We start from the raw sequence: 12,974 nt of genomic DNA on the forward strand, positions 1-12,974 counted from the left end.
GCTCAATGTGAAAATTTGATACGCGGAGAAGGGAAGCGTGCCCGAGGACTCGGCCTGGGCCGAAGACACGACTGAAAGGATTTGCACAGTGCCGACCACGTGGCGCGACTGAGTTTGACCACGGCTTACGGCCCGACGAAGGCCGTTACGGTGCCGAAGGAAATATGTAAATCACTAATCGATTGTTGGGAAAGCCGCATGGATGGTCACCATGCGGTTCATGAAACCGCCCGCGGATGGCTCAGTCGTCGATCTTCGAGCGCAGTTCGCGCGCTGTTTCCAGCAAGCCTTCATAGCCCGAACGCGCATGCGCGGGCAAATCCGGGTCGCCGACGAGCGTGCCGAGCGTCTCGATGATGCTGTAGAGAATGCCCTTTGCCGCGCCGGCCGCCATCCTGCCTGCCGCGACGGATTCATCGACGTGTGAAAGCGCCGCATCGAAATGCTCGACGCCAGGATGCGCTTCGCCAACCGCCGGGTCGGTTGCGCGCGGATCGTTCAGATTGCGCGGATCAGTCGGGTCGCCGTTCATGTGATGGTCCTCCAGACGAATGGCCTTCTTCTTGTATAGCGCCATGGCGATGCCGCCGCAATCGGTGGCATCACGACGTCGGCAAGTCCATCACCGGCTGCATGAAATGGATGCGCTTGGCATCGCCATAACCGGCGCGGTGCGCCACGCCATGCTCGGTCAGCAAAGCGCGCAATTCGAGAATGACCGGAAACACTTCGTGGTTGTGATCCGCGCCCTGCCTGTCATGCGCTTCCTGCTCGCGCTCGACGATCCACCGGTCTTCCTTGAAGATGCGCTCGGTGAACCACACGAGCAACGGCCACGCGGCATCGAGCACGCCGGGAAGTTTCGGGCGGCGGATCGACAGCAAGCCGAAGGTGCGGTTGGTGCGCTGTTCGGCATCGAGCGGGACATAGGCGATCCACAGGTCCATTACCATCGTCTCGTCCTTCGTGTGGATCTTGAGCGTCTGGTACGGATACTCGGTGCGAATCGTCATCACGTCCTTGTGCGAATCGTCGGCCTTGGTGCCGCGTTTCTGGCCGAACACGAGCGCCTCCCCGATAGGCTGCTTGCCCGCCTCGCGCGCGAAGGTGTAATCGACTTCAATCCAGTCGTCGCCGCGACGTCGTCCGACCGAGCGCGCGCGCATGCTGCCCATTTGCCGCCGATGCAGAAACTGATGGTTCATATCCATCAGGTTTTCATGCATGAAGCTGTAATGGCACTTCACGGGCTTGCCGAAACGGCGTGTCTTGTAGGCTTTGTCGCTCGCCGAGACGAGGTTGGGAAACTTGGCTTCGTCGGCCTTGGCCGGGTCGCCGGTGAAGACGAAGATGAGCCCCGCTTCCTCGCGGCACGGATAGGAACGCACGCCGTTGGGCAAGCGTTCGCGGCCGAGATACGGAATGTCGGTGCAACGGCCGGTGCAGTCGTAAGTCCAGCCGTGATAGCAACAGCGGATGGATTCGCCATCCACGACACCCGCCGACAACGGCACTTGCCGATGCGCGCAGCGGTCCTCCAGCGCGAACACTTTGTCCGACTCACTGCGCACGAGCACGATGGGATCGCCCGCGAACTTCACGGCGTGCGTCTTGCCGCGTTTGACCTCGCGCGACCATGCAAGCGGATACCAGTGATCCGGATGAATATCGACGCGGCGCAGATCGCGCGGCGCTCTTGTTGTTGTATCGACCGAACCGGCTTCCTGTTCGCCCTGCGGCAACGCTGCGTGCATGTACGACGCCTCCGGAAAAGGAGATCGGATTGAGCGCCACGCATGATGCGCGGCGCGATGAACGACCTTTGGCAGTCTACACGGCGCGGCCCGATTCGGTGCGCGTGCAGCCTGCGTTTCGTCAATGTGGGCCATGTCAAGCCGGTTCGGTCAGTCTGACTCGCCGAGATGGGCGTGCAGATAATCGATCAGCGCGCGCGCCTTCGGCGGCAGAAAGCGATTAGGCGGATAAAGCAGCCACACCGGTCCCCGATACGCGCGCGCCTGTACCTCCCAATCGACCAGCACGGCTTGCACGCGGCCGCTCGCGAGCGCTTCGCGCGCCGCGAACTCCGGCAGAGTCGCAATGCCCATGCCGTTCTCAGCCGCGTCGAGCCGCGCGCCCGCGTGATTGGCGATGTACCGGCCGTGCACCGCGACCGTCGCCGTCTCACCGCCGCGCGCAAACCGCCAGCGATGATCGTCCACGGTCTCGCCGAGCGGAATGCAATCGTGACGCCCAAGATCACGCGGATGCGCGGGCTCGCCGCGCGTCTGAAGATAACGAGGCGCCGCGCACAGCAGCCATCGCACGCGGCCGATGCGCCGTGCCGCGAGACCTTGCGGCGGATCGTCGGTGGCGCGGATGACGAGATCGACGTCGCTCGCGAGCGGATCGATGTCGTGATCGCTGAACACGAGCTGCAAATCCACTTCGGGATAAGCCGCGAGAAAGCCCGGCACGAGCGGATGAATCACCGACTTCGCATATGCCGTGGGCGCCGATAGCGAGACCTTGCCCTGTGGCTTGCCGGATAGTTGCCCGGCGGCATCCACCGCGCCGGACGCGGCCGCCGCCATGTCGCGGCAATGCCGATACACCTGATATCCCGATTCCGTCACGCGCACCTTGCGCGTCGAACGTTCGAGCAGGCGCGTGGCGAGCGCGTCTTCGAGCCGCTTGATTTGCCGGCTCACCGTCGATGGCGTGCTACCCAATTGCCGCGCCGCGATCGAGAAGTTGCCGGCATCGACCACGCGTGCGAATACCGCCATGTCCGGCAGCAAGTCGAAAAGATCCGAAGGGTTCATTTGTGCATCCGCGACAATTAATCTGTGCGTCCAGACCCGATTATCGCGATGAACGCATCATTCGACAATGACGGCTTGCTGCTGGGCACTGCCAGTCAGCACTTACCGGAGACGTCGCATGACCCTCGCATCGCCTGTTCGCCGCCTGCTTCCTGTCTCCGATTTGCTGCTTTTCGTGGTGGCGATGGTTTGGGGAAGCAGCTATGGCGTCGTCAAAAACGCGCTCGTGTTTTATCCGGTGCTGGCGCTCATCGCGTTGCGGTTCGGCATTACCTTCGTGCTGTTGAGCGTGAACCTGCGCCACTTGCGCCGTGTCGACCTGAAAACGCTCATGGGTGTGCTGACTTGCGGCCTCTTGCTGCTCGCCATCTTCCTCGCGGAGACCTTTGGCGTGATGCTCACGCGCGCCGCGAACGCCGCGTTCCTCATCAGTCTGTGCGTGGTGATGACGCCGCTCGTCGAATGGGCGATGCTGCATCGCAAACCCGGCGCGACCGAGTGGCTCGCGGTCGCGGTGTCGCTCGGCGGTGCGTGGTTGCTAGCTGGCGATGGCGCGTTCAGCTTCAATCCCGGCGATGCGCTGATTCTGGTCGCCGCCGTGCTGCGCGCGCTCTCGGTGTGCGTGACCAAGCGCGTGATGCGCGCCTCGCCGCTTCCGGCGCTCACCGTGACGGCGGTGCAGGCGGGCGTCGTCGCGAGCGGCAGCGCGTTGCTGGCGTTCTTCTTCGTGCCGTCGCAATGGCAGCCCTTGCCGTCGTTCGCGGGACACGGCGCGTTCTGGGGCTCGGTGATGTATCTCGTGATCGCGTGCACGCTCTTCGCGTTCTTCGCGCAAAACTATGCGATTGGCCGCAGCAGTCCGACGCGCGTATCGCTTTTGATGGGCAGCGAACCCGCGTTCGGCGCGCTCTTCGCAAGCGTCTGGCTGGGCGAGCATGTATCGGCAACGGGATGGATCGGCGGCGGCCTGATCGTCCTCGCCTCGTTGATGGCGACAGTGCCCTGGCGCGGATGGTTCGCGGCGCGGTCGGGCCTCGCAAACCGATCGACCTGATCTAACCGCGCCGAAACACCAGACTGAAGTTATTCGCCGGCATCGGCACGACTTCCTCGAGCGCAAAGCCCACCGATCTACCCAACGCCTCCACCGCCTCCAGATTGCGCACGCCCCAGCGCGGATCGCGTGCGCGCAACTCCGTGTCGAACGCTTCGTTGCTCGGAGCGGTATGCGCGCCATTGCGCCGATACGGCCCATACAGGTAAAGTACGCCCCCCGCCGGAAGATGCCGCGACGCGCCGCGAAACAGCGCTTCGGCGGCCTCCCACGGCGCGATGTGGATCATGTTGATGCACACGACCGCCGCGATTCCCGCGTCCTCGCCGATGCGCCAGTCGTCCTCACGCACATCGAGCGCGAGCGCCGCGTTCAGGTTCGCGAGGCACGCATGCTCGCGCCACGCGTCGATGGATGCGCGCGCGGCGGCATCCGCATCGCTTGGCTGCCACACGATGCCGGGCAACGCCGCCGCGCAATGCACGGCATGCTGACCGGTGCCGCTCGCGATCTCCAGCACGACGCCAGCGGACGGCAGCACGCGCGTCAAGACCGATAGAATCGCATCGCGATTGCGTTCGGCGGCGGGAGCGCGGCGGCGCACGCGGGCATCGTCATCGGGGGAAGTGGTCGTCATTGAAGAGCGCGGTTGAGTTTGGATTCGTTGAGCGTCAGGGCTTCGGTGGCACACGCTTAAAGAGTTGGCGCGATTCCTGCTGCCCGCCCCGTCGCACGAGCGTTGCCAAGCCCGCCGCGCGCCGGAGTTATGAAGCGCGCACGCAACCCCGTGTATGCTCCCGGAAGATTTCCGCGCGGCGCTCAAGCTTACCCGATGAGCAGCCGGTTGCCCGCAGCGCGATTCAGATAACGCGAAACCATGGAGCTGACCATGCCGCACGACCCAACCAGGGATACGCCTTCGGGCAACGCCCCGCAGCACGCTTCGCCGGCAAATGGCCCCGCCGACGGCCCAGACGACGAAATGATCGCCTTCGCGACCGAAGTCTTCGAAGTCGCGCGCAAAGGCGACGCCGCCATGCTCGACGCGCTGCTTGTTAAGGGCCTGCCGCCGAACCTGCGCAACGACAAGGGCGACAGCCTCGTCATGCTCGCGAGCTATCACGGCCACGCCGATGCCGTGCGCGTGCTGCTGCAACACAAGGCCGACCCGAACCTGCGCAACGATAACGGCCAGTCGCCAATCGCGGGCGCGGCCTTCAAGGGCTACAAGCCAGTAATCGAGACGCTGCTCGAACATGGCGCCGATGTCGAAGGCGCATCGCCTGACGGACGCACGGCGTTGATGATCGCGGCCATGTTCAATCGCGTGGAGATCGTCGAATATCTGATCGCGCGTGGAGCCAACCCGGATGCGCGCGACAAGGGCGGTTTCTCCGCACGCGACGCCGCCGAAAAAATGGGCGCGCCGGACACCGCCGCGCGTCTTGCGCAGGCGGCGAGCACGCATACACGCCCGTCCGATGTGTGACGGCGCGCATGACACGCCCTTGGCACGGCCCGCGCTGAATGCACGGTAACGAATCCGCCCTCTTGCATGGCACCGGAGCGAGGCGCGCAGTGCCCGCTCCGATCGACAGGTGACACGGAACCATGGAGCTTTTGTGATGACAGGCGGACTCTCGCATCGAAGCGATGCGTCGACGACCGGCCTCGCCGCGCTCGGCCTCGTAGCGGGGATGCTCGCTGTGCGCCTCGCCTGGCGCGCTGTCGCATCGCTGATGCGGCACCCTGCGCGGCATGAACGATTCCCGCTTGCAACGCTCGCGGTGATCTTCGCGGCCTTCGCCTTGTCCGCCTGCGGACTCTTGCCAGTGCAGACGCCCGCGCCCATCGTCGAGCATTCGTATATTCCGACGCCGGACGAAACCGAGAGCACCGAGCCCGAGGAACCCGCGCCTGTCGCCGCCGTGCCCGAGCCCGCATCGACGCCGAAGCCCGCGCCCGCGCCGAAGCCCAAACGCCGTATCGTCAAACCGAAGCCGCCGGAGCCGGTGATCGTGCAGCCGCAAGAGGCGCCCGAGCCGCCGCCTCCGCCCCCGCCGATCATCTCCACGCGTATCCTGCAGCACGATCAGCTGCACGGCCTGCTCGATGCCGAAGTGCAGCGCGCCGATGGCAAAATCGTGGGCCGCGCGGTGGACCTGTATATCGATACCGCCGCCAAGCCGAAGCTCATGATGGTGAACCTCGCAGGCTTCCTCGGCGTAGGCGACCGGAAAGTCAACTTCCCGTGGACCGCGTTCCGCTTCGCGCCCAACTCGAAGACCGCGCCGATCACCTTCGTGCCGCCCGCGCCCGCCGTCAAGGGCAAGCCCGCCGACCCCGCGCCGAAGCCGCAACCGGTCGCGGAAGCGCCGCCGAGCTACCTGCAACTCGTCGATTCGACCGTGACCCAGAAGACCGGCGCGCGTATCGGACGGGTGGTCGACGTGCTCGTCGATTCGCAAGGCGAGCCCGAAGCGCTCGTGCTCGACCTGAGCAATTCGCTCGCGGAAGACAAGCGCCATGTGGCCGCGAACTGGGGCGATCTGCATGTCGTGACGCGCAACAAGCAAGCGAGCTTGCAGATGGACTTCACCGAAGCGCAACTGAAGGCCTCGCCGACATACTCGCCCGAGCAACCGATCAAGATCGTTTCGCCGGTCGTAGCCGCGCCCGCCGCGCCTGTTTCTTCGCCGGCGGCCACGGCATCGGCGGGCGCGCCGGCCTCGAACTCGTCTACCGGCACGACCGCGTCCGGGTCCGTGGCGGCGCAGTCGTCGGCATCGTCCGGCGCGCGCCCAAACAAATGACGCAGACGACACACATGACGCAAAAGACGCACATGAAGATTCACGAGATCGATAACCGAATCACAACATGGTAATTGCACGAAGTCTGCGCGCGCTCGACTGGCTGAACTTCTTCGTCGCCAACGTGCAGACGGGCTTCGGCCCTTTCATCGCCTCTTATCTCGCTGCCAACAAATGGACGCAGGGTGAGATCGGCCTCATGCTGTCGGTTGGCACCATCAGCGCGATGGCGAGCCAACTGCCCGCGGGCGCGCTCGTCGATGCCATGCGCAACAAGAAGTTCGCCGCGCTTTCGGCCATCGTCGCGATCATCGCGAGTGCGTTGTTGCTCGCAGCGAGTCCGACCTTCATTCCGGTGTTCGCCGCCGAAGTGCTGCACGGCTTCGCGAGCTGCATGCTGGTCCCGGCGATGGCCGCGATTTCGCTCGCACTCGTCTCGCGTGCCGATCTCGGCGACCGGCTCGGCCGCAACGCGCGCTGGGCGTCCATAGGCAGCGCGCTGACCGCCGCGTTGATGGGCGCGTTCGGAGAATATCTGTCCTTGCGCTCGGTGTTCTTTCTCACGGCGGCGCTCGCGTTGCCGGCAATCTTCGCCTTGCGCATGATTCATTACGATGCGCCGCCCGTCGTGCCGCGCATGCCTGCGGGCAAGCCGAACCTGACGCCGGAAGGCGAAGAGCGCGAGTCCTTGCGCGAGCTTCTGAAAGACCGGCGCCTGCTGATCTTCGCGGCTTGCGTGGTGCTGTTCCATCTCTCGAACGCGGCGATGCTGAATCTCGCCGCCGGCGAAGTCACCGCGCACATGGGCGACAACGTTCAACTGGTGATCGCGGCGTGCATCATCGTGCCGCAGTTCATCGTGGCGGCTCTCTCGCCGTGGGTCGGGCGCAAGGCGCAGCATTGGGGACGCCGGCCGGTTCTGATCATCGGCTTCTGCGCCTTGCCCCTGCGCGCGATTCTCTTCGCCGGCGTCAGCAGCCCTTATCTGCTCGTGCCGGTCCAGATGCTCGATGGCATCAGCGCGGCCGTCTTCGGCGTGATGCTGCCGCTCATCGCCGCCGATGTCGCCGGCGGGCGCGGGCATTACAACCTGACCATCGGCTTCTTCGGGCTGGCAGCGGGCGTCGGAGCAACCTTGTCGACCGCGGCCGCAGGCTTTGCCGCCGATCGCTTCGGCACGTCGATGAGCTTTTTCGGCCTCGCCGCTGCGGGCGCGCTCGCCGTCTTGCTCGTCTGGCTCGCGATGCCGGAGACGCGCGGAGCGGAGAAAGCCGAGGCCGGCACCGCCGAACCATCCGTCAAGGTTTGATAGTCACTTCAATGGCTTGAGCATGCCGAGAAGCGTCGGCACCAGTTCGCTCACCGTCGGATGAATGTGCATGGCGCGCTGCAGCGTCTTGTAGGAAGCGTCGGCATTCATGATGTCGATGAACGTATGAATGACCTCGTCGCCTTCGATGCCGTAGATCTGCGCGCCTAGAATCCGCTCGGTGCGGGCATCGACGAGCGCCTTCATGAAGCCATCCGTTTCACCGCGTTCCTTCGCGCGGCCTACGCGCGACATCGGCATCGTGGCGATGAGCGCCTCACGCCCGTCCTTCCTGACCTCCGCCTCGCTCATGCCGACACGCGCGAACGGCGGATCGACGAACACGGCGTAAGCCATGATGCGCGTATCGACGCTGCGCGTTTCGCCATCCAGCAAGTTGGCCGCGATAATCTCGTAATCGTTCCACGACGTATGCGTGAACGCGCCCCGTCCGTTCACGTCGCCCAGCGCCCATACGCCCTCGACGCGCGTACGCAATTGCCCATCCACTTCGATGATGCCGTGCTTGTCCGGCTCGATGCCCGCGTCTTCCAGACCGAGATCGTCCGTGTTCGGCGTGCGGCCGGTGGCGAACAGCAGATGCGAGGCATCGATCGTTTCGCCCTCGGTGACGATTCGCACGCCGCCGTTTTGCGTTTCCACGCGACGCGGTTCCGTGCCGAAGCGAAACTCGATGCCTTCGCGCTGGAGCACGTCCTGCATCGCAAGCGCGACGTCCTCGTCTTCGCGCGCAAGGATGCGCTCGCCACGTACCAGAAGCGTGACGCGGCTGCCGAAGCGTCGGAACATCTGCCCGAATTCGAGCGCGATATAACTGCCGCCCACGATGACGAGATGCTCGGGCACTTCGGTGAGTTCGAGAATCGATGAATTCGTGAGATACGGCACGCCGTCGAGCCCGTCGATCTTCGGCACCGACGCTCGCGTGCCCGTGTTGATGAAGATCATGTCCGCGTCGATGTCCTGCTGCGAGCCATCGGCGGCTTCGATTTGCAGCGCATGCGGACCGGTGAAGCGCCCGTGTCCCTCGAATACGGTGATGTCGTGCGTGTCGCGCAGCCACGCCTCGATGCCATTGCGCGAGCCGGCGATGACCTCGTCCTTGCGCGCCTTGACGCGCGCCATGTCCACTTTCACGTCGCCGCCGACGATCACGCCGTACTTTGCCGCCGTGCGCGCCACATGCGCGGCGCGCGCGCTCGCCACATAGGTCTTGGTCGGCGTGCAGCCGACATTCACGCACGTGCCGCCAAAAAGATGCCGCTCGATCACGGCGGTTCGTTTTCCGCTCTGTGCCAGCCGCACGGCGAGCGGCGAGCCGCCCTGACCTGTACCGATGACGACCGCATCGAAGTGCTGTGACATGCCTTGATCTCCTGAATGCGCACGCTGGACCGGTGTCGCCGAACCAAATGGATACAGCATGCAAAACGCAAATTAGCCAGCCAATATTACGCGGATCGTCGGGCTCAAGCAGGTTTGCTGCAAGCATGGGCATGTGACGTGCTTGCTGTTGTCTTCTCAGCCGCTTGCATTGATCCTGCATGCAGAATGCAAACGAGGATCCAGACGGCTCCCCGCCATCCTCGAAACAATCGAACAGGGCTTCCATGACCGAGACGATGTGGTTTCTCATCGTCGGCGGCGTGCTCATTTTCATGGGGCTCGCCAGTTCGACATTCCGGCATTTGCCGATCAGCACCGCGATGTGCTACCTCGCCATTGGCTTCGTGCTGGGGCCGGGCGCGGCGAACATGCTGCATTTCGATCTCGCGACCGATGCCACGGTTTTGCGACGCATCACCGAAGTCGCGATGCTCGCGTCGCTCTTTGCCATCGGCTTGCGTCTGCGCGTGCCGCCCACGGACCGCATCTGGATACTGCCGCTACGGCTCGGCGTGGTTGCGATGGTCTTGACCGTCGCCCTGCTCACCGTCTTTTGCGTGTATGTACTCGGCTTCAGCTGGGGGCCTTCGCTGCTGCTCGCCGCGATGCTCGCGCCGACCGACCCTGTCCTCGCTCATGATGTCCAGGTCGAAAAGCCTGGCGACATCGACTTGTTGCGCTTTTCGCTGACGGGCGAAGGCGGACTGAACGATGGCATCGCGTTGCCCTTCGCGCTGCTCGGCATCGCGGTATGCCGGTTCGAAGCGTCGCCTGCAGCGGTGCTGCATTGGAGCTTCGCATTGCAGGCTTTATGGGGCATTGCCGGCGCGCTCGGCAGCGGCTGGTTCCTCGGGGAACTGGCTGTGCGGCTCGTGGCTTATCTGCGCACGCGCCACGGACAGGCGCTCGGTCCGGAAGGTTTTTATGCGCTAGGACTGATCGCCTTGTCGTATGGCGTGGCCGAATTGCTGCACACGTATGCGTTTCTCGCCGTGTTCGCGGCGGGACTCGCCATGCGACGCGTAGAACAGAAAGCGAGCGGCGACAAGTCCGCGCGCGAAGCGGTCGGCACGATCGACGCCGACGATGTCGGCGCCACTGCATCCGATCCGGCCCGCGCGCACGCCTTCATGGCCGAGCGCGTGCATGGCTTCACGATCGAACTGGAACGTATCGCCGAAGTCGCGATCATGCTGATGGTCGGCGCCGTGCTCGCCACTATCTGGCGCGAGCTGTTCACGTGGCAAGCGGCCTTGCTGATCGGCTGCTTGTTCTTCGTGGCGCGGCCGCTGTCGGTGGAGGCATCGCTCATCGGATCGGGCGCACATGGCGCGCAACGGCGGCTGATGAGCTGGTTCGGCATACGCGGTGTCGGCTCGTTCTACTATCTCTTGTATGCAATCGAGCAGGCGCCGAAGGACGTGGCCAAGCCGCTCGTTCCGCTTGTCATCGCGGTGATCGTGGCGTCGGTGATCATTCATGGCGTCACGGCGACGCCCTTGATGAAGCGGTATCAGCGTGTAATCGATCAGGCTTGAGGTGTGGCAGCGTGCATGCAAAATGCCGAAGTGGCGCTGTCTTCATGTCCGCTATTGCCTCGCAGACCGACGAGGCGTATCTGAAGTGGCTGGTTCAGAGCGTCGCCATCCGCGGCGCGCTCGAAACCATATTCGCGCCTTGATAGAGCCTTCCAAAACGGTTATTCAAAAACGCCGCGAGCGGCACCTGCTCCTGACGCACGAACCCGCTTTGCGGCAGCACGCCTTCGCGGAACAGATCGAGCTCGGCACAGATGGCGCCCGCCGTCGTGATCTGGATTGCGCTCATCGGCATGCCGCCGACTTCCTTGGCAAAGACCTTGCGCGTGAACACGTTCTGCACGAGTTGTCCCGATGGGCCGCCGCGCATGCCCGTTACCGTGACGAAGATCAGCACGACGTCCTGCGAAGTCGATGGCACCGCGCGCTTGAGCATTGCCTTGAGACCGTCGCGATCGGTCGACATGCGCAGATCGTCGAGGAGGAACTTCATCAGATCGCGATGGCCGGGGTATCGAACCGACTTGTAGTCGAGCGATTCCACCTTGCCCGCCAGCGTCTCGCATAGCGTGCCGAGCCCGCCCGAAGTATTGAAGGCCTCGTACTCGATGCCATCCAGCGAGAAATGTTCGACGCCTTCGAGCGGCTGGACCCATTGCGTGCGGCCATCGCGGATCGCTTCGCATGGCTGACAGTACTCGTTGATGAGTCCGTCGATGCTCCATGTCAGGTTGTATTTGAGCGCATTGGTCGGAAACTCGGGCAGCGCACCGACGCGCATTTTCACTTCGCGCACGTTATCGAGCCGCTCGGCCAGATCATGCGCGACGATGCCGATGAAACCCGGCGCGAGCCCGCACTGCGGCATGAAGGCCACGTCCGAACCCTCCGCGATGGCGCGAATTGCATGCGTTGCGCGCACGTCCTCGGTCAGATCGAAATAATGGACGCCCGCCGCCTTGGCCGCCGATGCAACGCTGATGGCAAGGTAATACGGCAACGCGTTGACGAGTGCGTCGAAGCCGTGGAGCGCCTGACGCAGCGCGGGCGTATCGGCGGAATCGACGCGGCGAGTCGCGATTCCCTCCGCTTCGAGCGCGGTGAGCGCCTGTTCGTCGCGATCGAATGCAACGACTTCGAAGTCTCCCGTGTCACGAAGCAAGTGGGCGATGCTCTTGCCGATCAATCCGGCGCCGACTAACGCTACTTTCATCGTTGTTCTCCTAGTGTATTTTGCATTTTGTGTCGCCTGGGAAGGCATACTGAATACAGTTTAGGGACCGACGAATATTGATCCTAGACGCAAATTGATGCGTATCGACGATAATTTTCGACGTTTTGACGATGTATCGCTGCGTTTTGTATCGTCCTAACTCGAACGGTCGATTTTGCGCGCCAGAATGATCGAGGTGGTGGTGCGCTCCACACCTTCCAGTGCGCCGATTTCATCGAGCAAGTCGTTCAGGCGATCGGGCGAGTCCGCACGCAACCAAGCGACGTAATCGAACTCGCCGCTTACCGCGCAAAGCAGTTGCATCTCCGGCATGCGCGCGAAGCGTTTCTGCACGTCGCGGCCGAACTTTGGCGCGAGCTTGATGCCGACGTAAGCCTGAATACTAGCGTCGAGCACGTCTTGCCCTAGCCGTACGCCGTAGCCCGCTATCACGTTGTTCTTTTCGAGCCGCGCCATGCGCGCGATGACTGTGGTGCGCGCCACGCCCAGCTGACGCGCGAGATCGGCAACGCTTTCACGCGCGTTCGTCTGCAATAGCGCGACGAGGTTACGGTCGATGTCGTCGAGCTGGTCGAGGCGCGGGGGTCTCATGTCGTCCTTCTCGCTGTGATGTTTGGCGTTTGTATTGCGTTATGCGTTTTGTGTACCGCATGCGGTATGCAATCGGCCGCAAGCAGGATTATCGCCGACGTCACCGCCCGATCTTGCTTGAGCTTCCTTAACAGAATTTTCCAGAGAAGTATCGGATGTAAGCAGTTGTGGCAATCGAGGTGAATTGTCAGGCAGGCGTGTTA

At 63.6% G+C, this 12,974-nt stretch carries 12 protein-coding genes; 5 read left to right on the forward strand and 7 right to left on the reverse strand.

Translation table 11 applies throughout. The features are described from left to right. Positions 1-241: 241 nt before the first annotated feature. The 3 genes from NCT03_RS07975 to NCT03_RS07985 all read right to left on the reverse strand — a co-directional run bounded on the left by NCT03_RS07975 (position 242) and on the right by NCT03_RS07985 (position 2,825). Positions 242-532 carry a hypothetical protein gene (locus NCT03_RS07975; protein ID WP_244827827.1) on the reverse strand — a complete coding sequence of 97 codons (291 nt, stop codon included), beginning with the start codon at positions 530-532 and terminating at the stop codon, positions 242-244. A gap of 70 nt (positions 533-602) precedes the next feature. Beyond that, positions 603-1,754, reverse strand: a complete 1,152-nt coding sequence (locus tag NCT03_RS07980; protein ID WP_250492436.1) for a Rieske 2Fe-2S domain-containing protein — start codon at positions 1,752-1,754, stop codon at positions 603-605. A gap of 150 nt (positions 1,755-1,904) precedes the next feature. After that, positions 1,905-2,825 carry a LysR family transcriptional regulator gene (locus NCT03_RS07985; protein WP_250492437.1) on the reverse strand — a complete coding sequence of 307 codons (921 nt, stop codon included), beginning with the start codon at positions 2,823-2,825 and terminating at the stop codon, positions 1,905-1,907. A gap of 118 nt (positions 2,826-2,943) precedes the next feature. Between NCT03_RS07985 and NCT03_RS07990 the strand changes: the two genes are divergently transcribed. After that, positions 2,944-3,879 (forward strand): DMT family transporter, encoded by a 936-nt coding sequence (locus NCT03_RS07990; RefSeq protein WP_250492438.1) that lies wholly within the window; start codon positions 2,944-2,946, stop codon positions 3,877-3,879. Position 3,880: 1 nt separating this feature from the next. Here NCT03_RS07990 and NCT03_RS07995 read toward each other — a convergent pair whose 3' ends face one another. After that, complete coding sequence (locus tag NCT03_RS07995) at positions 3,881-4,516, reverse strand: DUF938 domain-containing protein (protein ID WP_250492439.1); 636 nt, start codon at positions 4,514-4,516, stop codon at positions 3,881-3,883. A 345-nt stretch (positions 4,517-4,861) separates the two neighbouring features. Here NCT03_RS07995 and NCT03_RS08000 point away from each other — a divergent pair, with 345 nt between their 5' ends. From NCT03_RS08000 to NCT03_RS08010, 3 genes are all read left to right on the forward strand, one after another. Continuing rightward, entirely contained in the window at positions 4,862-5,368 is a 507-nt protein-coding gene (locus NCT03_RS08000) for an ankyrin repeat domain-containing protein (protein WP_244828018.1), read from the forward strand. 136 nt (positions 5,369-5,504) lie between these two features. Beyond that, positions 5,505-6,692, forward strand: a complete 1,188-nt coding sequence (locus NCT03_RS08005) for a PRC-barrel domain-containing protein (RefSeq protein WP_250492440.1) — start codon at positions 5,505-5,507, stop codon at positions 6,690-6,692. Between the two features lie 67 nt (positions 6,693-6,759). Next, positions 6,760-8,001, forward strand: coding sequence for an MFS transporter (locus NCT03_RS08010; RefSeq protein WP_244827821.1), 1,242 nt, complete (start codon positions 6,760-6,762; stop codon positions 7,999-8,001). Between the two features lie 3 nt (positions 8,002-8,004). Here NCT03_RS08010 and NCT03_RS08015 read toward each other — a convergent pair whose 3' ends face one another. Next, the gene (locus tag NCT03_RS08015) at positions 8,005-9,387 is read right to left on the reverse strand and encodes an FAD-containing oxidoreductase (protein WP_250492441.1); all 1,383 of its coding nucleotides are present in this window, start codon (positions 9,385-9,387) and stop codon (positions 8,005-8,007) included. 245 nt (positions 9,388-9,632) lie between these two features. On the opposite strand from NCT03_RS08015, the gene NCT03_RS08020 reads away from it, so the two are divergent. After that, positions 9,633-10,946 carry a cation:proton antiporter gene (locus tag NCT03_RS08020; RefSeq protein WP_244827819.1) on the forward strand — a complete coding sequence of 438 codons (1,314 nt, stop codon included), beginning with the start codon at positions 9,633-9,635 and terminating at the stop codon, positions 10,944-10,946. A gap of 94 nt (positions 10,947-11,040) precedes the next feature. Here the strand turns inward: NCT03_RS08020 and NCT03_RS08025 are convergent, their stop codons facing one another. Both NCT03_RS08025 and NCT03_RS08030 read right to left on the reverse strand, forming a co-directional pair. Further along, the gene (locus NCT03_RS08025; protein WP_250492442.1) at positions 11,041-12,159 is read right to left on the reverse strand and encodes a saccharopine dehydrogenase family protein; all 1,119 of its coding nucleotides are present in this window, start codon (positions 12,157-12,159) and stop codon (positions 11,041-11,043) included. Positions 12,160-12,315: 156 nt separating this feature from the next. Continuing rightward, the gene (locus NCT03_RS08030) at positions 12,316-12,771 is read right to left on the reverse strand and encodes an Lrp/AsnC family transcriptional regulator (RefSeq protein ID WP_250464575.1); all 456 of its coding nucleotides are present in this window, start codon (positions 12,769-12,771) and stop codon (positions 12,316-12,318) included. Positions 12,772-12,974: the final 203 nt, after the last annotated feature.

Origin of the sequence: Caballeronia sp. GAWG1-1 (assembly GCF_023631465.1) — a bacterium.
GTDB lineage: Bacteria > Pseudomonadota > Gammaproteobacteria > Burkholderiales > Burkholderiaceae > Caballeronia.

Bases quoted from the DNA above. Each gene is read 5' to 3' on its own strand.
- NCT03_RS08005 (WP_250492440.1), top strand. From the start codon at position 5,505: ATGACAGGCGGACTCTCGCATCGAAGCGATGCGTCGACGACCGGCCTC.
- NCT03_RS08025 (WP_250492442.1), bottom strand. From the start codon at position 12,159: ATGAAAGTAGCGTTAGTCGGCGCCGGATTGATCGGCAAGAGCATCGCC.
- NCT03_RS08030 (WP_250464575.1), bottom strand. From the start codon at position 12,771: ATGAGACCCCCGCGCCTCGACCAGCTCGACGACATCGACCGTAACCTC.
- NCT03_RS08020 (WP_244827819.1), top strand. From the start codon at position 9,633: ATGACCGAGACGATGTGGTTTCTCATCGTCGGCGGCGTGCTCATTTTC.
- NCT03_RS08015 (WP_250492441.1), bottom strand. From the start codon at position 9,387: ATGTCACAGCACTTCGATGCGGTCGTCATCGGTACAGGTCAGGGCGGC.
- NCT03_RS07985 (WP_250492437.1), bottom strand. From the start codon at position 2,825: ATGAACCCTTCGGATCTTTTCGACTTGCTGCCGGACATGGCGGTATTC.
- NCT03_RS07995 (WP_250492439.1), bottom strand. From the start codon at position 4,516: ATGACGACCACTTCCCCCGATGACGATGCCCGCGTGCGCCGCCGCGCT.
- NCT03_RS07990 (WP_250492438.1), top strand. From the start codon at position 2,944: ATGACCCTCGCATCGCCTGTTCGCCGCCTGCTTCCTGTCTCCGATTTG.
- NCT03_RS07975 (WP_244827827.1), bottom strand. From the start codon at position 532: ATGAACGGCGACCCGACTGATCCGCGCAATCTGAACGATCCGCGCGCA.
- NCT03_RS08010 (WP_244827821.1), top strand. From the start codon at position 6,760: ATGGTAATTGCACGAAGTCTGCGCGCGCTCGACTGGCTGAACTTCTTC.
- NCT03_RS08000 (WP_244828018.1), top strand. From the start codon at position 4,862: ATGATCGCCTTCGCGACCGAAGTCTTCGAAGTCGCGCGCAAAGGCGAC.
- NCT03_RS07980 (WP_250492436.1), bottom strand. From the start codon at position 1,754: ATGCACGCAGCGTTGCCGCAGGGCGAACAGGAAGCCGGTTCGGTCGAT.